This window comes from Pedobacter sp. Leaf194, assembly GCF_001423945.1.
GTDB lineage: Bacteria > Bacteroidota > Bacteroidia > Sphingobacteriales > Sphingobacteriaceae > Pedobacter.
The window spans coordinates 166,258-189,155 of sequence record NZ_LMPU01000013.1 but is presented as its reverse complement, the minus strand read 5'-3'; the positions used below and the strand labels follow the sequence as shown (position 1 = coordinate 189,155).

Below are 22,898 nucleotides of genomic sequence, written 5' to 3'. Positions count from 1 at the left end.
TTATAAATTTACAAAAACAGTTGGAAGACCATCGGATTTTACAGATACAACACTTTTACCGCTTTTTAAATCGGCAGAAATTATCGCCCGTCCGTTATAAGCCTGTACCTTTCTTGAGCCGGAGGAGGTGCCAAGGTTATCGATTAATTTACCATCGCCGGTTAAACCAAAGTTTATCCAGTTAACGGCATCTAAACATTGAACACCCTTATCATCGAAAAGCTTAACTTCAAGTGTCGCTATTCCCCCAACCTCACTAACTTTTTTCAACTCCATAGTTGAAGGCTTGCCCCATTTTTCAGTCTGATATATGAACTTAATTTCATCGGTTACAATTTCATTTCCATTTTTAGCCACTACCTTTACAACATTCCCGCCGTTTACAAATGGCAGGTTCCACCGCAAACCTGCAGCGGGATAATCCTGGCTATTCCGTTTTTTGGTACCAAAAGATTTTCCATTCAAGAATATTTCGGCTTCACTACAATTAGAGTAAACTTTTACCATCTTTTCTTCGCCGGCGTCGCCCCAACGAATTGGCCATGTGTGCCCATAAATATGAACCATTGGCTTGTTAGTCCAGTATGACTGGAAGACATAGTAGGCTTCTTTTTTTGTTAAGTCGCGTTCCACAACGCCTTTCTGGTTCATATAAGGCACAGGATTATCCGGCCTTACAGGTGTAGAAAAATCTTTGAAAGGCCAGTAAGCAGTTCCACTTAGCCAAGGCATTGTTTCCTGCTCTTTCAAATGCCAGTCGATAAGGTTTGTGATGTATGATTCGCTCCAATCGCCGTCTTTTGAAATCCGGGCCGCACCGCCATAAAGCGAGGCATCGCCTGCCCTTTCATCGGCACTGCCACCAGTCTTAATTTTACTTAAAGCCTTGTCCGGATTTTCCGAATGACGCAAGGCATGACTATCACCGCCCCACTCTACATGTAAAAAGCGTTTAACCTTTTTAAATTCGTCTATCGAAACCTGTTTGTAATCAGTATATGCACCGCGATACCATCCTGCCCATATTGAAGGCGAATAAACATCAACGATATCGCTGCAAAAATCACATCGCCTGATGGCGGTGTAACGAGAAGGATCCAGCTTGTGCGAAGTATCGTTTAACTCCTTCATAAAAGTCCTGATTTTCTCCTTATCGAATTCAGGGAAATCTCCTGGCCAATCATTTTCATTTCCCAGGCCCCAAATGATAATTGAAGGATGGTTGTAATGCTGTTCAATCATGTTTTTCAGCATGGTTCTGGCTTGATTTTTATAAACATCGCCGCCTAAACCGCCTCTACACCAGGGAATTTCCTCCCAAACTAAAATACCGAGGCTGTCGCAAAGATTTAACACAATTCTAGATTGTTGATAATGGCCTAAACGGATAAAGTTTACTCCCATGTCTTTCATCATCACCATTTCCTTCCTGATAAGATCTTCGGTCATCGCAGCGCCAAGGCCAGCGTGGTCTTCGTGGCGATGTGTTCCTCTGAGTAGCAAACGCTTTCCATTCAATTTAAATGGCCCTTTTTCAACAAAGTTGATGTTTCGGAAGCCCACTTTCTCCTCGCTTTTAAAGTTTCCACCAGAAGAAATTACCTCGTACGTTAAAGTATACTGAACCGGTTTTTCGGTCGTCCACAGCACTGGCTTCTTTATCGCAATTGACGATATCTCCAAATCACCTGAAAGACTAGTCAACCGCTTGCCTGCTTTGAAAACTACTTTTCCATTTGGGTCCAGGAGCTTAAAGTTCAGGTCTGCATTGCCGACTTTCGAAGGATTGTAAAACCTTGCTGTAACCGTAACGGTACCCGTTTTACCTAACGAATCGACAGCAGCTTTAACAAACATCTTATCTACAGACAAGGCAGGTACGTAAACCAGGTTTAGATAGCGGTAAATGCCACCATAAACATTAAAGTCTGACAAATCTGAAGGAATCATTTCCAGGTCTCTCGAGTTATCTGTTCGAATGGAAACAGGCACTTTGCCTTTGAACTGCTTTTTAAAGGCATCAGTTTTCTTAAAAGCCTCAACAGCTTCTGTGATATCTGCAGTCCACTCGTCATAACCGCCAACGTGGGTAGCAACTTTAGTAGTGTAAACATAAACTTCCGTTTTTTGTCCGGCACCTTCAAAATGCAAAAGCGTTCTGCCGTTTGGATGAGGATTTGCAATGCTGAGTTGCGTACGGTACCAGGCCGGACCCTGGTAATAATTTACATCAGGATCAACAGCATCTTCGGCATTTACGCAATGCGGAAGATTTACATTTTGCCAAAGGGGTACAGCTTCAGGATTTCCGACACCAACGGGGCGCACAGCTTCCCAGATTCCACCTAAATCCTGTTTTAAAAATTCCCAATTTTTATTTAACCTAATACTTTGCTGTGCAGATGCTAAGTAGCTGGTAAACAATAGAATTATTAAACATATATATATCGAACTTTTAAACATCATAAAATATTAAATACTTAAACGGAGCTTCTTTTTTTCTAAAAGGGAAACAATGGCGATAACCAGAAAAGCAATTAAAAAGGATCTTATAATTCCTCCGGTCCCGGTATTCAGAAAATGCGGGAAATGGAAATTTATGAGACCAAAAAAGGCATACAAAATGTAAGGTATCAGGTAACAAGTTAGCGTGCTTGTGCCGGCCGGCTTAATCAATTTGAAAAGGTTTCTCTGCTGCCTGGAATCCACAATATAAACCAGCAACTCGAAAGCAAGAATGGTAATGCCCATGCAAATAAACACCCAGGCCGGTGTGGCATAAATCTTGGAGATACCGCCTGCAAGCGGGCGTATAAATGAACCAAAGATAATCGAAAGTGCGCCGGCTAAATTCAATAGAATCCAAAAGTTTGTATCTTTTCCTTTCGCAATTAATAAGGTGTAAAGGGTGGAGATTAAAACGCCACCTAGCATAAGCGTTATTGAAGACGCGTCGCCGATGAGCCATATTTTCAGCGTCAAAATTCCCATATGTGTAAGTACGTTTATGGCGCTGAAAATGAAAAACGCTGGGATTAATAACCAGAGTTTCCCATTAGAGAGCAGGTAAGTAAACGCTGTTAACAGGTAAGCCCAACCAATTATCCCCAAAATACCCCACCAATGTGGCTTAAGCCCCTCCGGATGCGATGTAGTTCCTCCTTTGTAAATGATTGCCATTGCAACTAGGGCAGCAACACCGATACAAATTAGGGACGTTTTTTTTGCTCTTGAAATCGATTTCGGATAATCAAGCCAAATCAGGAAAAAGGATAAGGTAATGAGTATTGTATATACACCGTAAGGCAATAAGGCGTCGGTTTTGTTGTAATTTTCTAAATTAACGTGAAAAAAACCCATTACAATGAGTGCCAGAGATCTTAAAAAAATATAAGCCGTAATGTGTGCAAAAGATTTTCCCTGCTTTATCCGGCTGTTGATTGCAAAAGGCAACGACAAGCCAACAATGAAGAGAAAAGCGGGAAATATTAGGTCGGAAAAGCCCATCCCGTCAACGTTTGCCTCAGTATGTTCTATCCAGGCCGGAATATTTGAAACCCCTGCAACATCGTTAACAAAGATCATCAGGAACATGGTTATTGCTCTTAATGCATCAATTGACAAAATACGTGCAGGTAATTTATTCATCTGGTTTTAATTGCTGCTAATAGATTTTTCTTAGTTGTAAAGCATTTAGCACAGGTTTGCCTTCAATGGATGTAAAATCGATTGAAATACCCTTTTTATTGGCAACGGTTAATCGTACTTTCTTCTTTACAGCTTTTGTATATCCGAAATCGGCTGCAAGGTTTAGCTTGCTCATAAAAGATTCGCCATTAATTTCGACATCGAAAATACGCTGCTCCACAACTTCTTTTTTGTGGTTGTTATCCAGATTGTAAGCAAGGGCTTCTTTAGTATCCCCACCAACAAGCTCTGCAAAATGCAGCGTCAGCTCATATTCGCCATCTGGCACGTCCAATTTAAATTGCTTTATCCCAACCCGCTGTGTTTGGTAAATTGGGTCGTTATCAGTTTCCAATATATTCTTGTCGCTCCCATATAAAATTCTATTGTTTGTGCCCTTGTATGGCTCTCCGCCAATCCATCCCCAGGAATTTGTTCTATAAGGTTGATCGGGCATCCACAATTCTTGTTCTTTTTCGGCGATAAAATACCGTTTAGAACCCAGCAGAATGTTCATATCTTTAAATGGAATTGGGTCAGAAAATTTGTAAGGCTGTAGCTGAAAGTTAATGTCAGCATGGTCATTAAGCGCACCTGAAACAACTGAAAGCTGATTTTTACCATCTACAAAAGCAACTGTCCAGCTGCAAATATGGTCCACCGCATTCTTTATCCCTAAGCTTTTACCGTTGAGAAATAATTCTGCTGAAGCCTGGTTTGTGGCAACCTGAATATTCTGTGAGCTAATCAGACTTGCCGAATCTGCAACACCGCTTCTCTGTTTCCATTGGGCGGAGGTTATTTTTAAAAAGGGTTTTTCAGAAAGGTAAGCCTGATAAAGGGAATAGGTATCTTTTGGCTGTCTCCCAATGGTCAACAACCCTTTATTATTTATGTGAGGCATTGTTTCTTCACGGGTTTCTGAATTAAAATCAGCAAGATTCCAGGCCATACCACCACCTACAAACGGGCGCTCAAGCATTGCATTGAGGTAAGTTTGATGAAACTTAAGGCCATACTCAACGCTTTTATCAAACCTAACCGGCTCAAAGGAACGTATCCGAGGGTCGGCATCTGCACCATATTCCGTTACTAAAAACGGGACATTCGGCAACTCTTTATGATGACGATCTAAAAACTTCGCAAAATCGGCGGGAACGCCGGAATACCAGCCAGAATACAAGTTCCATCCAACTATCATCGGAATTTTTGTTAAACCAACTTTGTTATAAACATCCCAGGCGCCATGGTTAACCAACATTGTGTAGCGTAAAGGGTCTTCTTTTCTGGTTAAATCATCTAACTTTTGCGCCAGCTGGCGAATATTTTCGTAATAAACCTGCTGCCTCGGCTTGTCATTTGCAAACTTCGGGCGGAGTAATATCTCATTCATATACGCCCAAATCACGATGCTTGGGTGGTTGAAGTTTTGTCTGATCATTTCCGTTTGCATGTTCAGGCAATTGCTCGTAAAAGCCTCAGTTTCAGTAATGGTGTTTACAACAGGAATTTCTACAGATGCAAGAATACCAAGCCTGTCGCAGGCCTCCAGAACCATTGGATCTTGTGGATAGTGGGCAACCCGCAAAAAGTTTCCACCCATCTCCTTTAACAACTCAACATCTCTAACCTGCAAGGCATCGGGAACAGCATTACCTAAACCTTCGTAATCCTGGTGGCGACTGGCACCGATAATTTTTACAGGCTTATCATTGAGGAAAAAACCTTTTTCGGCATCAAATTTAAACCATCTAAAGCCCAGCGGATTAGAAACTTCATCCAAAACAGCTTTCGTTTTAGCATCGATAATTTTAGAAATAACCCGGTATAGATAGGGCTTTTCCGGCGACCAGAGTTTTGGCTGACTGATGGATTTAAAATCCTGAACAACTACTTTATTTTCCTTTGATGCAAATTTGACATCAGAGAGTTGCGAGGCAATCTCCTTCCCTTCTGTGTTGAAAATGCGTGTTTGTATTTGTATTTTTCTCGCCGATAAAGAAGCATTATCTATCAAACTTCTTACGTGCACGATCGCCTTTGCGGCAGAAACATCCGGCGTAGAAATGTAAACACCAGAGCTGGCATGGTCGCCAGTTGAAAAGTGTACGGCCTCGGTAACCAGCAAACTAACATTCCGGTAAATGCCGCCAAAAAAAGTAAAATCTGCTGTTAGCGGAGGAATGTCTTCGTTGAAACGGTTATTCGCCCGAACTTCAATCAAATCATTTTTATAGTTTAAAAATTTGGTGATGGGAACGATAAACCTGGTGTAACTTCCGATGTGCTTGCCGGCAGATTGTCCGTTAACCAAAACTTCAGCTTCCTGCGCTACGCCGTTGAATACCAGAGCAATTTCCTTCCCTTTAAAAGAATCATCGAGTTTTAACAACCTTGTGTAAATGCCTAAACCGCGGTAGTAACCTGGCTCATCATCAAGCACATCAAATGCGTTCCAGGTATGAGGAAGGGTAATTTTCTCACTGGTTCCATGCTCCTTTTTAAACGTCCAGCCATCATTAAGGCTAATATTTCTTTGAGCATTTACAGATGTACTGCAGGCAAGAATTAACACAAAAGCCAATAAAAGACTTTGGGTTTTAACAAATATAGCAGGGGTAATTTTTATCACTGAATTAGTATTATAGAATGTATTGCTTGTTTAATTCGTTAAAGTGAAATCTTTTTCGAGCTTAATATTGTCTGATGCGGTTCCGATCATCAATTTGAAATCTCCGGGTTCGGCACCCCATTTCAATTGCTGGTTATAAAATGATAACTTTTCCTTATCAATTACAAAACTTATATTTTTCGTTTCGCCAGCTTTAAGCATCACCTTGCGGAAATCTTTTAATTCTTTAACTGGCCGAACAACTGACGCAAATTTATCTTGCAGGTAAAGCTGCACAACCTCTTCCCCGTCGTATTTGCCTGTATTTTTTAAAGTTATATTCACCGTAATTTTTTCGCCTATTGCCATTTGCGTTTTACTGAGATTTAAGTTACTGTAATCGAAAGTTGTATAACTTAAGCCATAACCAAAAGCAAATTTCGGACTGTTGGGAGAATCGAGATAGGCTGATTTGTAGTTCCTGTCCTTATCACTTTTCGAAGGACGACCGGTGCTTAAATAGTTATAATACAAGGGAATCTGGCCTTCATCTCTTGGAAAAGTCATCGGTAGTTTTCCGGCAGGATTGTAATCTCCGAACAAAACATTAGCCATTGCATTTCCGGCTTCGCTACCTAACCACCACGTGTACATAATTGCTGGAACGTTATCGGCCGTCCAGTTGAAAATAAGGGGCCTTCCGGCCATAAGTAAAACCACAACAGGTTTCCCAGTTGCCTGTATTGCTTTGATTAAATCTTCCTGCACTCCAGGGATGTGGATATTCGTTTTACTTTTTGCCTCACCCGTCATATCCAAAGTTTCTCCGGCAGCAATAATTACAACATCAGCCTGTTTGGCAGTTTCAATTGCTTCAGCGAAACCTGTTTTAGAAGAGTCGGTAATGCTGCAACCTTTCGCATAAAGTAGCTCTGTGTTATTGCCGACTTTGTTTTTTAAACCTTCGTAGAGAGATACCAGCTTATCATTTTCCCAAGCAACCGACCAGAAGCCCTGCATATCCTTCTCTGATTTTGCAAGCGGACCGATTACCGCAATTTTTTTAAGATTTTTGGAGAGGGGCAAAATCTGCTTTTCATTTTTTAGCAATACGATGCTTTTCTCAGCCATTTTTAAAGATGCTGCCCTGTTCTGTGGCGAATTCAATTCCTGCTCCTGGCGGGTCGGGTTGCTAAAACGATAAGGATCGTCAAATAAACCGAGTTCAAATTTCTTCCGAAGGATTCTTCTCACCGCATCATCAATTAAAGCCAGCGAAACCTTTTTATCGGTCACCAGTTTTGCTAATGATGGTAAATAGCTTCTGCTTTCCATGTCCATATCGCTGCCTGCTTTGATAGCCAACTCTGCGGCCTGGGCTTTATCTTTGGCATAACCATGGGCAATCATTTCACCTATTGAGCCCCAGTCGCTCACCACAAAGCCTGTGTACTTCCACTGTCCTTTTAAAATATCACGTTGCAGGTAAGCATTTCCTGTTGCGGGGATTCCGTTTAAAGTATTAAAAGAATTCATAAAAGTGGCCGCACCGGCGTCTACCGCAGCTTTAAACGGCGGCAGATAAGTTTCCCATAAAGTATGTTCACTCATATCAACGGAGTTGTAGTCGCGACCGGCAATTGCCGCTCCATATGCCGCAAAATGTTTGGCACAAGCCATTATTGCATCAAGATTGCCCAATCCTTTTCCTTGAAAACCTTTTACCCGAGCCCTTGCAATTTGCGAACCTAAATAAGTGTCTTCTCCAGCACCTTCCATTACCCGGCCCCAGCGTGGGTCGCGGGCAATATCAACCATTGGCGCAAATGTCCAGTGGATGCCGGAGGCGGCGGTTTCCCTGCCAGCAACTCTAGCCGCATTCTCCATTTCATTCAAATCCCAGCTGGCAGCTTCTGCCAGTGGAATCGGGAAAGTTACGCGGTAGCCATGGATGACATCAAGACCGAAAATTAAAGGAATTTTCATTCGCGATTGCATGGCCACCTCCTGCACTGCTCTTGTTTCAGCAGCGCCACGTACGTTAAGCATAGAGCCCAGTTTGCCATCCCTAATGTCTTTCAGTTTATTAGGATTATTGGTGATAGGCCCGGTAGCATCGCGGTCTCCCGTGTATTGATTAAGCTGCCCGATTTTTTCATCAAGCGTCATCAGTTTTAATACCGAATCAATCTTCTTTTCAATTCTTTTATCCTGAGCTGAAGCTGAAGAAAAAGAAGCGGCAATAATTAAAGCTGATGCTAAGTAATTTTTCATGATTTGTTTATTTTACGCCGTCTAAGATACCTTGATAAGCTGCTTTGCGTTCATATTGAGCATCAAAAGGCAGTGGCCAATCCTTTCGGTTATAGTTTGTTGGAATCCAGCTGTCGGCATCGGTTACATTCCATTGTGTAATGCCGAATTGCTGTGCTTTTGGAATTGCATTATAGGCCTTAACAATGGCTTTGTACTTCGCCGCCTGCTGCCCGGCCAGCGTTGCAGTATAAGTTATCGATTGGCTATTATCGGGATTGAGCGATACATCAAGTTCCGAAATATGGACTTTAAGACCGGTGGCAGCAGCAGTCGAAATTGCCGTTACCAGGTTGTTATCCGCCTGCGTTACCCTGGTATGCATTTGCAGACCAATACCATCAATTGGAATGCCTTTAGTTTTTAAATCGTTAACCAAATTAAGTATAGCTGTACGTTTTGTCGGCCCGAACTCATGCCCATAATCATTATAAAAAAGTAATGCGTTTGGGTCTGCCTCATGCGCATATTTAAACGCTCTGGCAATATAATCTACGCCAAGTTTTTGAACCCAGATGCTATTCCTGAACGTTCCATCTTCATTTATGGCTTCATTGACAACATCCCAAGAAGTTACCTTGCCTTTAAAATGCCCTACCACAGTTTGAATGTGGCTTTTTAGTAAAAGTTCCCAATCGGCTGTTGTGCCTTGAAAATTAGCTACCCAATCTGGCAGCGACTTGTACCAGTTTAGCGTGTGGCCGTGAATGCGCTTTCCATTTGCTAAAGCAAAATCGACCAGATAATCTGCATCGTTAAAGTTATAAGTATCTTTTGCCGGATGAACAGAAGCAAATTTCATTGCATTCTCTGCGGTTATGCTGTTAAATTCTTTGATAACAAGATTTCGATAATTAGCATTATTTTTTATTAAAGAAACGTTGACCGCAGCACCCATTTTAAAGGGCATGTCTTTTTGGAGGGTCGAATCAAAATTCGAAATTGGTGGCGTATCAAGAGTGCGCTGAGCGCCTTCTTTTGCGCAAGATATACCCAACAACGCAATTGGAACGATTATCTTTTTTAAAATACTAATTTTCGTAATTGCCATAATCTCTACTTGTATTTAGCCTGCATCTGGTCGTAAAAGTTTTTAAGCACATAAAATGCCTTCTTCTTTTTACCTGTTTCGCTGATTAAACCTTTGCGGTTCCAGAAATTTTGGTAGATGGGATGCTGCCTTCTTGGCGAACGAAAATCAGTCAAAATCCACGGTGTCATGCCACGGAGTGCTCCAATTTTACTAAGCATAGTAATCTGGTTTTTATACAGCGCTTCCTGATACTCTTCGCTCCAGCGTGTATTTTCATCGGCGTGAAAACCGCCCAGTGCGTCGCCACCAAACTCGGTGATTACAACAGGCTTAGTATATTTAATATTGAAGCTGTATTTTGTAATTTCTGATGGATTTCCACCCCAGTACCAACCCGCATATTCATTAAAGCTTACTAAATCAATTTTTTCGCCAAGGGGGTCGTTTAAAATAATCGAATTACCTTCGCGGTGAACTTCCAAAGCCGCAGCAACCAATCTTGTATCATCTAAAGAACGGGCTGTTTCTGCCAGGTTGCTCATAAAACTCAATCTTGCATCGCTCAAAGGTGTTTCATTCCCTATAGACCAAACAATAACGCTTGCACGGTTTTTATCGCGAACAATTAAATCTGTAAGCTGCTGTTTTGCATTTGCGTAGGTAGCGGGGTTAGTCCAGCTGATGGTCCAGTAAACCGGAACCTCAGCCCAAACAAGTAAACCCATTTCATCCGCCAGGCGAATCATTTCTTCATTATGTGGATAATGTGCCAAACGAACATAGTTGCAGTTCATGTCTTTCGCCCACTGCAGCATCATCCGCATATCGCCTTCCGAGCGAAGCCGCCCTGCAATCAAGGGATTTTCATCGTGAATGGAAATGCCCCTCAGGAATACCGATTTTCCATTGAGTAGAATGCTGTCGCCATCAACCTGAATGGTCCTGAAACCTATTTGGTCATCAATATTTTCTCTTTCTGTTTTAATATTTACGCCGTAAAGCTTTGGTGTTTCTGGCGACCAGAATGTTAGGTTATTCCATGTAAAGTTATCATTGATTTTACCCTCAGAATCAGTTTTGTATTTCTTCTCCAGCTTCAACTCCGGAATCGTTAATGTCACCTCCTGGTTTGCAGTTCCATCAGCAAGTTTAACCGAAAAGTTCAGCAGGTTATTGTTTCCTTTAACCAGTTGCAGTTTATAATCGCTGATGAAATGTTCAGGAAATTCTGCCAGAAAAACATCGCGGGTAATACCGCCATAATTCCACCAGTCGGTGTTAACGGTTGGTATTTCATCCTGTTTTCTGATGTTGTCAACTTTAAGGATAAGCGAATTTTCGCCCGCTTTAAGTAAACTGGTAACATCAAACTGAAAAGGCGTGAAGCCGCCTTTATGTACGCCAAGTTTTTTGCCGTTGAGGTAAACATGAGCCTCGTAGTTAACGGCACCAAAATAAACGTAGTATTTCTTTCCTTTCTCAGGTTTTGCATCAAATTTTCTTCGCAGCCAGATGTTGCCTTCATAAAGTTCCAGTTTTTCTGACTGAGAGTTCCAGTCGCCGGGCACATTCATTTGTGGCGAATAATCAAAATTATATTCAATCAATTCTGATTTGTCTTTCTGAACCTTGTCATCAAAGTAACCACCAGTACCGGTCTTCGATTGGTCGAACGGGTCGTGCCTGTAATCGTAGTAACCATTTTCATACGGATCGATAATGTAGTTCCATTTGCCATTAAGGCTTTGAATTTTTCTACCCTGAATATTCTGGATGGAGGTAACCTGGGCGTAGCTGATTGAAGTAAGAAGCGATAAAAAGATGAAAAATACTTTTAAGGTTGATTTCAGCATGATGTAAATGTTTAAGGATAAATTATTGCTAATTCAAAACTAACAATTATTTAATGGACGGTGTTTAACCGTCCACTTTAAATTTATTCTATTTCAAAACCATTAGTAGCCAGGGTTTTGCCCTAAAGCTGGCGATCTGTTTAATTCGTTCTGCGAGATTGGATATAAATAGTTTCTGGGAGTGAAAACCCTGTTCTCTACCGTAAAAGGCGTGTAAGTAAATGTAGCGGGCGCAGTTTGTACAATTCGCATTCCGGTTACCGCTTTGTTAAAGGTTGTCTCGGCCTCTTTCCAACGGCGAACATCGTAAAAACGGTGTTCTTCAAAACACAACTCTACCCTACGCTCATTCCTAATCCGTTTTCTTAACTCAGCCTGCGTTGGTGCAACATAGCCATTAGCCGATGGGTTCGTAGTTTGCAAAAGCGGCATCTGCACACCTGTTCTGTTCCGAATCAGATTAATAACCCGTAATATTTCGGTTTGCGCCGCAGCACCTTGTACTTCATTAAGTGCTTCCGCATAGTTTAAGAGCACTTCTGCGTAGCGGAAAAATATCCATGGCCTGCGAACGTTGGTAGTCGTTGGTCCCCAGGCAGCAGTTTCGCTCAAATATTTACGAAGATAGTAACCTGTTTTTGTGGCGTTGATGTTTAGGTTCAAGCCATCCTTGCCACCAACATAGGTATCAACCGTCTTATTTTTAAACGTTGAACCATTGTACATGATTGAAAAATTTAAACGAGGGTCGCGATTTGCATAAGGATTTGTTGCAGCGTAACCAGAATTGGCATCAGTAATTAGCCGGCCGGTAGAGCGCACTTCAAATGCATCAACTAATTCTTGTGTCGGGTTTGTACGCCCGTTTGCGGCATCGTAGCTAATAGGGGCATTATTTACTTCAATAGAATTTGTATTTAATGTTGATGTTGCAAAAATTGTTTCGGCGTTAAAAGCACCGTTGTTCCACAACCAGATGTTTGGGTATGAGGTATAAATGCTGTGTTTTCCGGTATCCATTAATCTTTTTGCTGCATCTGCCGCGGCCTGCCATTTCGTTATATCATTGCCTGGATTGTATTGCGGACTTGCAGCGTACAGTAGCAATCTCGCCTTTAATGCCATTGCAGCTGTTTGTGTCGCCCTGCCCCTATCCGAAGTTCTCCATTCTGTTGGCGACAATGGCAATCTTGCAATTGCTTCCTCGCAATCTTTAGAAATCTGATCTACGCATTGCTGAAAAGTATTTCTTGGTAAATCAAGGTTATCGTTTACCGTTAATGTTTGCGTAACGATTGCATAGCTGCCATATCGTTTTAAAAGTTCGAACTGGAAAAAAGCCCGCAAAAAGTAAGCCTGCCCTTTTAAACGCTCTACCTGGGCCGCATAAGTTTGATTGGCAGCAACGTTGGCTGGTACAACCTCATCCAATGGAATTACGGCGCTACCATCGATATTCTCCATGAACATATTTGCCTTGCGTATGCCAACATACATATCTGCCCAAACCTCATCAAAAGGTTTTGCTGCGCTCCATGTACCGTTCGTTAAGGTCAAAATTGAAGAATTCTGATTGGAATTTACGGCTTCATCCGTTCCCGAAGCAAACAAGGCGCCTGCGTTATCTACATTGTATCGATCTGATAAAACAGCGTAAACATTATTTAAAAAATTCCTGGCATAATCCGGATTTGCCCAAAGCTGCGCCTGGGTAATGTCGTTTCCCCCACTAAAAGAACCATCTTGAAGAAAGCTGTCTTTTTTACATCCTGTTACCTGGAAGGTTAAAAAAGCGATGATTAGATAAAATATATTTTTTTTCATTGTCTTATCTTTTAAAATTTCAAGTTCAATCCAAATGAATAAATTTTCATGTAAGGATATGATGCACTGTTTATAGAACCTATGGTAGATGCAAAACCGGATTCCGGAAGCTCAGGGTCAATATTTAAATCGCCAAGCTTATCAAATGTTAAAAGATTTAAACCGCTTACATAAAAACGCAATTGGGAAATCTTCAATTTTTTGATAAATGAAGGCGACAAAGAGTAGCCCAGTTCGACATTTTTCAACCGAATGTAATCACCGGAACGTATCCAAAAATCAGAGTTTGCAGTATTGTTACCACGGTCGGTTAACAGCAAACGTGGATAGGCAGCATTAGGATTTTCTGGTGTCCACCTGTCTACACTGAATTGATTTAGATAGCCGTTGTTGGCTGTACCCCCATTTACCAATTGCTGAATGGTGATTGAACGACCGCTTGTTCCCTGAAATAAAAAGTTTAAATCGAAATTTTTAACAGCCACAGAAGCGCCAAAACCGAAGTAAGCTTTAGGCACAAAGTTGAAATCTGTTCTTACGCGGTCTAAATCGTTAATCACACCATCGGCATTCTGATCCACGTATTTAATATCGCCCGGCTTAACTTCCCTTGATAATTGCTGTACCGGCGAAGCGTTTATCTGTGCCTGATTCTGGAATATTCCATCAGATATAAGCATTGAGCTTATATAACCTGGATTAGTTGATGCTGTACCAGACGGCGCTATAACACTCGAAATAGGGTGACCAAGCGATTTCTGATAAGCAGGCAGGTTAGCAGCTTCGTTGATTGCTAAAATCTTACTAACATTATAAGTGAAGTTTCCGAAAAGGTTCAGATTTACGTCTCCAAGTCTTTTATTGTAATTTACACCTGTTTCAAAACCCCTGTATTCTGCTTCGCCTTCATTAACGAAGATTAAACTCTGGCCCAGGGTGCTGGGTAACAAAGAACCTGTTGTCAGGTTTTTCCTGTCTTCGTAAAAATAATCTGCGCTGATGGAAAGCGATTGTTTTAACATCCTGGCATCAAAACCAATACTCGTTTTATAAGCCTTCTCCCATGTTAAATATGGATTTGCCAAAGCGAGTTGTCCTGTTCCGCCAACGCCGGCAAATGCAGTTCCGAAAGTATAGCCAGTGGTGCTTCGGCTATAAAAATCGTTGAAAGCAAAACGCCTCGCTGAACCAATTGCATCATTGCCCACAATACCATAAGAGCCACGGATTTTTAATAAATCAAGCCATTTTGATGTCCCTTTCATGAAGTTTTCATCAGATAAAATCCATCCTGCTGAAGCTGCAGGAAAGAAACCGTAGCGGCGGCCGGGTGCAAAGTTTTCCGAACCTGAGTAACCCGCGGTTAGATCAACAAAATAGCGCTGGATAAAACCGTAAGATAATCTGTTAGACCAACCCTCGCGTCTTACATCCAGGTTTCCGAACGAAGCCAGATTAGCCCTCGAAACCCGCGAAGAAAACTTAATGTCATGTTTTCCAAAAGTGCGGTTGTAATCCAAACCCGCCCAAAATTCACTCTTCTTTACGTTACCAGAAAAAGCATTGCCCTGGTAATTTACTTTAGTTGCAGTACCGTAAGTAGTGTAAACGCCGTTTGCGCCAAGCTCTGAAGTAGAGTAAGTTTCAGAAAAACCTGAACGGTACAAACCTGCAATATCATAAGCATAAAATACTTCGGCCGAAAGGCCCTTTAAAATGCCATCCATTTTTTGGCGGGCACTGATTGTTGCCAACATGTTACGCATTAAATCTGTACTGGCGCCCCTTGCCTGCAACATTGCCAAAGGATTATTTTGTGAGAAAATCGAAGTTCCACCATAAGAGCCATTAGGATTTAAAATCGGAAAAGCATTTGCAGGCGTTGAATAAACGGCATTTAGGAACGTACCCGTACCTGCATTTGGGAATGTTAAATTCGTAATCCGACCGCCAATATCAAGCGCAACATCTAAATTTTTATTAACATGCAAATCGATATTCGTACGTAAATTATATCGGTTAAAATCTGTATTTGCATCGTAAGCTTCGTTATTGCCACCTTTATAAAAACCACCTTGCTGGTATGCACTCAATAAAGTGTAGTACTTTATAAAAGCATTTCCACCGGTAACCGATGCAACATAGCGCTGTGTTGGTGCAACTTTCTTTGTAAAATCTCTAACAAAATTGTTGTTCGGGTACTTTATCGGGTCCGACCCATCCTGGTAAGCCTGCAAGGCAGCCTGATTGTAAACCGCAGCACCGCCACTGTTTACCGAGGCTTCGTTATAAAGACTTGCATAGGTATAAGCATCCAGCGGCTGGGTAATTTGCAAAGGTGCCTGTAAACCAGCCTGCGCATCGAACGTAACTTTGGTGCTTGTTGCGCTACCGCGTTTGGTTTTTACATAAATTACACCATTTGCACCGTACATACCATACCACGCAAGTGTTGCAGCATCTTTCAACACGCTAACACTTTCAATTTCACCCAAATCCATAGCCGTAAAATCTCTTTCAATTCCATCAACCAATATCAGTGGCTCCTGGTTACTGTTGTACGATGAACGGCCGCGAACCAGAAAGCTGGAAACATCGTAGCCCGGTTGCTGAGAACCACTTGGATAAACGGCCAGGCCAGGGATTCTGCCTGTAAAAACATTAGTTAATGATGATGATGGAATTTGAGGCAGGTTTTCTGTAGTAATGGTGCTAATGGTAGCGGTTACTTCCCTCCTTTTTCTAACACCAAAAGGAATGTAAACATTATCATCGTCACCGGCATCAATTAAGCTCCTGGTTAAAATTACATCGTTATTGTTTATTTCTGCAGCCGGTTTAAGAACAGTTCCAAAACCAACAAACTTAAATACTAAAACATCACTGGTGGTGGCATCGATAGAAAAGTTACCCGACGCATCTGTAGAAACCGACTTATTTGTTTTGTCTTCCTGGATTGTGATGGCAACCCCCGGAACAGGCTTCTTGTCTTTATCAACTACGCGTCCTTTTACCGTTACCGCTTCGTCGGGCTTTTGTCCGTATGCGCTCAGCATTCCTGCCAAAACAAGCATCAGACAAATAATATATTTTGATTTAATAAATTTCATATTGAAAAAATCTTTTAGCGTTATACTGATTAACTAACTATTCCCACCCCGGATTTTGTAACAAAACACCCTTGCTCTTGTAAATTTCCGCTCTCGGGATTGGATAAAGATTCTGAGTTTCAGACCATGTCTTTTGAAAAGTTGAGGTTAAAACAAAGGGCGTATAAGTAAATGAACCGTTGGTATTTTTTACAACATCCATCCCTTTCATTGGAACAGCAATTGTTTGCGCACCTGCTTTCCAGCGCATAATATCATACCAGCGGTGGTCTTCAAACGCAAGTTCAATTGCCCGTTCATGCCTGATGGCCGCACGCATTTCATCCTGGGTCATCCCAGCTTTTAAGCCGTATAAATTGTTGGTTCCAGGCAAAATTCCTGCACGTGTTCTGATTTTTATAAGTTGTTGATAAACAGATTGGTCTGGACCAACAGCTTCATTTTGCGCTTCAGCATAATTCAGCATCATTTCCGCGTAGCGGAAATAAATGTAATTAAGCAAAGTTGTACTTCCGCCAACAGTTCTGTAAACTTCCGGCCAGTATTTTTTGCAATAATAACGGGTTGCTGTGTACGTAATGGTTGGGTTGTAATCCTTTCCGTAAAGTGTTCTGCCTTGTGCATCAACAGTAGACCACATTTCTATTTTACCACCCTGCCAAGGGCGATCGTTGTAGATTATATTATCGTAAAAGCGAGGCTCTCTGTTTTCATAAGGTTTTTGTGGATTGTAACCCGAGGTTGGATCGGTAATGGCTTTACCGTTAGCCATTTCATACATATCTACGTGATTTTGAGTTGGATTCATCTGCCCCTGAGCACCACCAGAACCTGGCGACATGGAAAAATCCTGCATCATTTCTCCCGATAGAGGCGTATTGCCTTTAATGCGAATCATAATGTACTCCGGAGATGAAGGCAGGTTCAACAAATCGCCGTAAGTATTTTGCAAATCGTACCTTCCATCCATCAAAACTTTCGCAGCATCTGCCGCAGCCTGCCATTTGGTTTTATCGTTTGATGGATTATTTAACGGGCTTGCAGCATAAAGCAAAACTCTTGCTTTTAGTGCCTGTGCAGCTCCAATTGTTGGTCTGCCATAGTTAGAAAGGCCATATGCAGCATCATCACCAAGTTTAGTAATTGCAATATTTAAATCGTTGATGATAAATTGTGTTACCTCTGCATAAGTTTTCCTTGGCAGGTTAATATCATCGTTAACGCCGTACACCTTGTCGATAATTGGCACTCCGCCAAACCTTTTTGTAAGCTCGAAGTACGATAAGGCACGTAAAAACCGCATCTCGCCTTCAACCCTTACCGGGTCGAAAATTGGAACCGATGCATTTGGTGATGGCGGCACTTCGCCAATTCTTGCAAGCATTTTGTTGTGAATGGCAATGCCTGCATACATTAACTTCCAAACGCCGTAGATATCATTCAGCGATGGGCCATTAGAATGATCATGGTATAAACCACGGTTTAATGAGGTAACCGAACCTTCAGAGTTACCTGAAACGGCTTCATCAGATGCCTGTGCTGTACAACCACGGTGATCGTTAAACCGAACATATTTTGTAATTAAATAGTTGTACGCGTTGTCGGCAAACCTTGCTGCCAGCGCCGGATCGGCGAAAATTTCATCCTCACTAATCGCCACGCCTGGTGTACGTTCCAGATAGTCTTTCTTGCAGGAAGCGGAGAACAACAGTAAAAAAGCTATTGCCGTAAATATTTTGTAGTTTTTCATCTTATTAGAATTGAACATTTAAACCAATATTATAAACCCTTGATGTTGGGTAAAGCGCCTGTAATGGAAAGGCCGTATTAATGGTATTCACATTTTCAGGGTCTACGTAGAACTTATATTTAGTCCAGGTGTAAAGGTTTTGACCCTGTAAAAACAGCCTTATGTTTGCCAGTTTTAGTGCAGAAGACCATTGTTTTGGAAAATTCCACGCAAACTCAACATTTCTTATTTTCAGATAAGCAGAGTTTTGAAGGGTGAAATCATTTAAAGCATAATTAAGCGATGCTGTTCCCCTTGCGTGTAAAGCAGGCCAGTCAGCATTTGCAGCGTTTGCCGGAGTCCATGCATTAAGCATAAAGTCGTACATCTGCTGACCATTGTTCTGCTCATTAAGAATTACATTCGAGCTTACGTGCGCAACTCCCTGAAATAATGCCGAAAGCGTAAAGCCTTTATAAATAATCCTCGGACTAAAGCTATATACATACTCCGGCGTGTTTGTGTAGCCGATTTTGTCTTGGTCTAAGCTGGTTATTACACCATCACCATCTAAATCTTTAAACTTTAAATCGCCTGGAATTGGATTATAGCCCTGCAATTTGGGCGAAGCAGCAATATCGGCAGCCGATTGAAAAAATCCGTCTGTTTTGTATCCGAAATACTGCCCAACACTCGTACCCTTCCTTGCAACAGAAAAAGGCAAACCATCCGGCTCATCGTTTTCAATAATCTTATTTTTTGCATAGCTAAGCTGTGCGTTCAGCCCCACCGTAACGCTTCCGATTTGCTTTTGATAATCCAGTTCTACCTCGTAGCCTTTATTATAAACAATTCCCCTATTCAGGTTTGGATAACTGTGGCCAAATAAAGCAAGGCCACTAAGTGGTGTCGTTAGAATGTCTCGTCTGGTTTCATCAAAAAAGTCGACCGTTACCTTAAAGTTATCTTTTAGCAAACGGGCTTCGAAGCCGATATTGCGTTTTGTGCCAGTTTCCCAGGTTACGGCTTGATTACCCAAAGCATTAATTGACGCACCAAAAAATTGCGGGTCGCTTATCCACAAAGTGGGATAACTTGTAATTGAGTTTGGATTACCAAAAGGAGCTGCCTGAGCGCTGTTTACCGGGTTTGTAGAGTAATTGGTTAAAAACAGGAAACGATCGTTTGAAATCCTGTCGTTACCAACAAGGCCGTAGCTACCCCTGATTTTAAGGTACGTTAAAATATTATTCTTTTTCCAGAATGGTTCATTAGTTAAAGTCCAGCCAGCAGATACAGCAGGGAAAAAACCATAACGCAAACCTTCAGCAAAATTTTCTGAACCATTATAAGAAGCGTTAAATTCAGCAAAATAACGCTCATCGTAGTTATAAGTCACGCGACTGGCAACACCTTGCGAAGCTCTTGGTGGCGCTGTAAAGGCAGTTGTACCGGTCGATTTTATTAATTGCCTGGTACCCAACAATAATGCGCTTACACCATGTTTTCCAAAACTGCGGTTATAATCAAAACCAGCCTGAAGGTTCATGTTTGTGCTGCCTTCGGTAACACCGCCATCTTGCACAGCGCCTAAAGGCTCATCACGGTTTCTTGTATCTGTTGATAAAGTCGCCTGGCCGGTTGCCGGATTATAAACGTAGGCAGCCCAGTTCGCGTTTCTTCTTTCAATATTTGAATAATAAGAATCGTAACCGAAAACAGTTTTGAAACCCAGGCCTTTGGTAATAAAATCAAGCTTGTAATTTAAGTTGAATGTACTTTCAATGGTATTATTCTCATCATTACGGGTTCCAAATCTGGTTAACACCGCATAAGGATTCCAGATGTTTGTTCCGATATTTGGGTTGGCCGTTATTCGTCCATCGGGCAAAGTTACCGGGTACGCATAAGAAGGAACCTGAAGGATCCGGGAAATCATACCTTCGATAGTATCGTAAGAAAACGCAGACGATGATCTTAAACCTGCAGGCTGATAACGGTCGGCAAATCTGCCGCCGAGTTTAATGCCTACGGTAAAATCTTTATTAAGCGTTAAATCCACATTCGAACGGAAATTGTACCGGTTATAATTTGGAACGGTATTGATGCCATATGGCGATTCGAACTTTTTGAAGATACCATCCTGAAATGCATAACCTGCAGAAACGAAGTATTTCGCAACTTTTGTTCCGCCGTTAATGTTGATGTTGTGCTGGGTTTGAGTGTAATATTTTTTAGTCAGGTAATCAAACCATTGCACATCTGGAAAACCAATCGGGTCTGATTTATCTCTGAATTTTTGGATGTCAGCATCAGAAAAATAAGGGGTTTTACCATCGTTAATATAGGATTGATTTAATAACGTGGCGTTTTCTAATGATGGCAAGCCCACAGCTAAACCTGTATAAGTTTGCAAGGCAAAGTTTCCGGTATAAGTTACTTTAGGCGCACCAATTTTACCTTGTTTAGTGGTAACCACGATGATACCATTTGCGCCGCGGATACCGTAAATGGCCGTAGATGCGGCATCTTTCAGCACCGTAATGGTTTCAATTTCATTGGCATCTACATCAGAAAAGCTGGGCCTTTCTACTCCATCCACCACAACAATGGCCGAGTTGTTAACGCCATAAGTTGCCACGCCCCTAACTTTAAGTTGTGCACCATCAGCGCCCGGTTGTCCGCTGGTTTGCACGGCCAGCAAACCAGGCAAACGCCCAATTAAGCTATTGGTTGGGTTAGGCGTAGGCGATTTCATAATCTCCTCGGTACTTATTTGTGCAATTGCACCTGTTAGGGTCGATTTTTTCTGAGCACCATAGCCTACAACGACAACCTCGTCAAGGCCCTGAGAGTCATCTTCCAAAACGACAGTTAAGGTTGTTTTGCCGTTTACTGAAACTTCTTTAGTTACAAAGCCAATGTAAACGAAGGTAAGCACCGCATTTTCATTCGCCCGGATGGCGAACTTGCCGTCGTTGTCTGTTACTACTCCGCCAGGCGTGCCTTTTACGCGAACGCTAACACCGGGCATGGTAACCCCTTTATTGTCTTTTACTACCCCAGAAATCAGCGACTGCCCAAAGGCGGAAACCGAAAATGTGGTTAGAAAAAGCAATACACACAGAATTTTTGACCGCTGCGTTCCTGAGAACGGTGCGACTAATAAAATCCTTTTCAGAAAGTAAAGTTTATCCATAATTATTGTTGTTATTTAATCTATCTGGTAAAAATTTTTAGGCATAGTTTGGGCATGGCCATAATCATGCTGAGGGTCTGAAACCGTCAGTCAAAATATTAGAAACCTAATTTTAAATTACTTTTGGCTTTGGTTTAAAATGAAAAGAAAGCTTTCGTTTTTACAAGCTCCAATCGCCGAATGGTTGGATTAATTTGCCTTAAAATCGTAACATTTTGGATGCAAAACCGGCCTTTCGGTTGCTCTAGAATTTGGTAATTGATAAGCGACAGCTTTTGGGACTGAGTTGATATGGATTAATTTCATCTTGTTTACTTGGTTAGTTATTGATAGCGATAACGAATTTATAAAAGCTTGAATCATAAAAGCGTTTCTAAATACCCAAAAACGCATATAATTCGGTTCTAATAGATTTCAAACGTTTGAAATAATTTGCTTTTTTTTTCTTATCTATGCATTGAGATTGGAAAAGAAGATGAATAATACCCCTGTTACGCTTAAGTTCTTAGCTGAAAAGTTAAAGATGTCAGTATCAACAGTATCAAAGGCCTTAAATAATTACCCAACCATTAACGAGTATACGAAGAAGCGTGTACAGGAAATGGCCCGCGATTTACATTTTACCCCTAATAAATCGGCTATAAACCTAAAGGAACGGAAATCAAGAATTATTGGGGTGATATTGCCAAATCTGCTCGATCACTTTTTTACGAGAAGTATTTACGGTGTGGAACAGTTTGCCACTCAAAACGGGTACAATATCATCATCAGCCAATCGCACGATGATTTGCAGAAAGAGATTCAATCGGCTAACATGCTTTTAAGAAGTCGCGTTGACGGCCTTATCGTTGCAATTTCGAAAAACACTCAGGATTTTTCACATTTGGATCAATTTGAAAACCTTGGCATCCCGGTGGTTTACTATACGCGTAACCCTAGCTTTAACCTAAATTGCCATAAGGTTTTAGGCAATACCTTTCAAGGTTGCTACCAGGCCACAAAGTTTTTAATAGATAGAGGGCATAAAAAGATTGCCTACATCGGTGGCCCAAAAATGATCAACTTTACGCACGATCGGTTTAATGGCTATATCAACGCCCTTAAAGATAATGGCCTTTCGTTTGATGCGGATTTAGTCGCGTACACAGATTTCGATAAGGAAAATACAATTTCAGCTATAAAAAATCTGTTTGCAAACCCTGCAAATAACCCCACGGCAATTGTAGCCTTTAAAGAACCTATTCTTTTTGATGCCATTAAATACCTTCGAAACATTAAACATCCAAACATTAACGAGATTGAATGTGTTGGTTTCGGAAACAACTCTTTTATCAGCTATCTCGATTCGCCACCTGTTGCCTCTATAGAAGAAAACCCAGAATCAGTTGGTGAAAACGCAATAAGCCTGTTACTTAAGTTAATCAATAAAGAAATCGACCTGGATAATTACCAAAAGATAATGGTGGATTGTAAACTTGTTGTTCATGAGGATTAAAATGTTAAAATCTATTTTTGCCATAACATTTAAATAGCATTAAA

At 41.4% G+C, this 22,898-nt stretch carries 11 protein-coding genes; 1 reads left to right on the top strand and 10 read right to left on the bottom strand.

Translation table 11 applies throughout. The annotated features are described in order from the left end of the window. The 10 genes from ASG14_RS18690 to ASG14_RS18645 form a co-directional block, all read right to left on the bottom strand. Window positions 1–2,463 (bottom strand): glycoside hydrolase family 2 TIM barrel-domain containing protein, encoded by a 2,463-nt coding sequence (locus ASG14_RS18690; protein WP_056872616.1) that lies wholly within the window; start codon window positions 2,461–2,463, stop codon window positions 1–3. Between the two features lie 9 nt (window positions 2,464–2,472). Continuing rightward, the gene (locus ASG14_RS18685; RefSeq protein WP_056872597.1) at window positions 2,473–3,648 is read right to left on the bottom strand and encodes a DUF5009 domain-containing protein; all 1,176 of its coding nucleotides are present in this window, start codon (window positions 3,646–3,648) and stop codon (window positions 2,473–2,475) included. A gap of 16 nt (window positions 3,649–3,664) precedes the next feature. Then, a complete protein-coding gene (locus ASG14_RS18680) occupies window positions 3,665–6,319 on the bottom strand; it encodes a glycoside hydrolase family 2 TIM barrel-domain containing protein (protein ID WP_235528623.1) in 2,655 nt (884 codons plus the stop codon). 30 nt (window positions 6,320–6,349) lie between these two features. Then, entirely contained in the window at window positions 6,350–8,572 is a 2,223-nt protein-coding gene (gene bglX / locus ASG14_RS18675; protein ID WP_056872596.1) for a beta-glucosidase BglX, read from the bottom strand. Window positions 8,573–8,579: 7 nt separating this feature from the next. After that, window positions 8,580–9,662, bottom strand: a complete 1,083-nt coding sequence (locus ASG14_RS18670; protein ID WP_056872595.1) for an endo-1,4-beta-xylanase — start codon at window positions 9,660–9,662, stop codon at window positions 8,580–8,582. 5 nt (window positions 9,663–9,667) lie between these two features. Beyond that, window positions 9,668–11,497, bottom strand: coding sequence for a glycoside hydrolase family 2 protein (locus ASG14_RS18665; RefSeq protein WP_056872594.1), 1,830 nt, complete (start codon window positions 11,495–11,497; stop codon window positions 9,668–9,670). Between the two features lie 102 nt (window positions 11,498–11,599). Further along, on the bottom strand, window positions 11,600–13,321 hold the full coding sequence (locus ASG14_RS18660; RefSeq protein WP_056872593.1) for a RagB/SusD family nutrient uptake outer membrane protein: 1,722 nt from the start codon (window positions 13,319–13,321) through the stop codon (window positions 11,600–11,602). A gap of 11 nt (window positions 13,322–13,332) precedes the next feature. After that, window positions 13,333–16,431 (bottom strand): TonB-dependent receptor, encoded by a 3,099-nt coding sequence (locus ASG14_RS18655; protein ID WP_056872592.1) that lies wholly within the window; start codon window positions 16,429–16,431, stop codon window positions 13,333–13,335. A gap of 37 nt (window positions 16,432–16,468) precedes the next feature. Further along, complete coding sequence (locus tag ASG14_RS18650) at window positions 16,469–18,181, bottom strand: RagB/SusD family nutrient uptake outer membrane protein (RefSeq protein WP_056872614.1); 1,713 nt, start codon at window positions 18,179–18,181, stop codon at window positions 16,469–16,471. Window positions 18,182–18,185: 4 nt separating this feature from the next. Then, entirely contained in the window at window positions 18,186–21,359 is a 3,174-nt protein-coding gene (locus tag ASG14_RS18645; protein ID WP_056872591.1) for a TonB-dependent receptor, read from the bottom strand. A gap of 475 nt (window positions 21,360–21,834) precedes the next feature. Between ASG14_RS18645 and ASG14_RS18635 the strand changes: the two genes are divergently transcribed. After that, complete coding sequence (locus tag ASG14_RS18635) at window positions 21,835–22,854, top strand: LacI family DNA-binding transcriptional regulator (protein ID WP_056872589.1); 1,020 nt, start codon at window positions 21,835–21,837, stop codon at window positions 22,852–22,854. Window positions 22,855–22,898 lie beyond the last annotated feature (44 nt).

Coding starts and splice junctions, on each gene's coding strand:
- ASG14_RS18670 (WP_056872595.1), bottom strand. CDS start 9,662: ATGGCAATTACGAAAATTAGTATTTTAAAAAAGATAATCGTTCCAATT.
- ASG14_RS18645 (WP_056872591.1), bottom strand. CDS start 21,359: ATGGATAAACTTTACTTTCTGAAAAGGATTTTATTAGTCGCACCGTTC.
- ASG14_RS18690 (WP_056872616.1), bottom strand. CDS start 2,463: ATGTTTAAAAGTTCGATATATATATGTTTAATAATTCTATTGTTTACC.
- bglX (WP_056872596.1), bottom strand. CDS start 8,572: ATGAAAAATTACTTAGCATCAGCTTTAATTATTGCCGCTTCTTTTTCT.
- ASG14_RS18665 (WP_056872594.1), bottom strand. CDS start 11,497: ATGCTGAAATCAACCTTAAAAGTATTTTTCATCTTTTTATCGCTTCTT.
- ASG14_RS18685 (WP_056872597.1), bottom strand. CDS start 3,648: ATGAATAAATTACCTGCACGTATTTTGTCAATTGATGCATTAAGAGCA.
- ASG14_RS18650 (WP_056872614.1), bottom strand. CDS start 18,181: ATGAAAAACTACAAAATATTTACGGCAATAGCTTTTTTACTGTTGTTC.
- ASG14_RS18660 (WP_056872593.1), bottom strand. CDS start 13,321: ATGAAAAAAAATATATTTTATCTAATCATCGCTTTTTTAACCTTCCAG.
- ASG14_RS18655 (WP_056872592.1), bottom strand. CDS start 16,431: ATGAAATTTATTAAATCAAAATATATTATTTGTCTGATGCTTGTTTTG.
- ASG14_RS18635 (WP_056872589.1), top strand. CDS start 21,835: ATGAATAATACCCCTGTTACGCTTAAGTTCTTAGCTGAAAAGTTAAAG.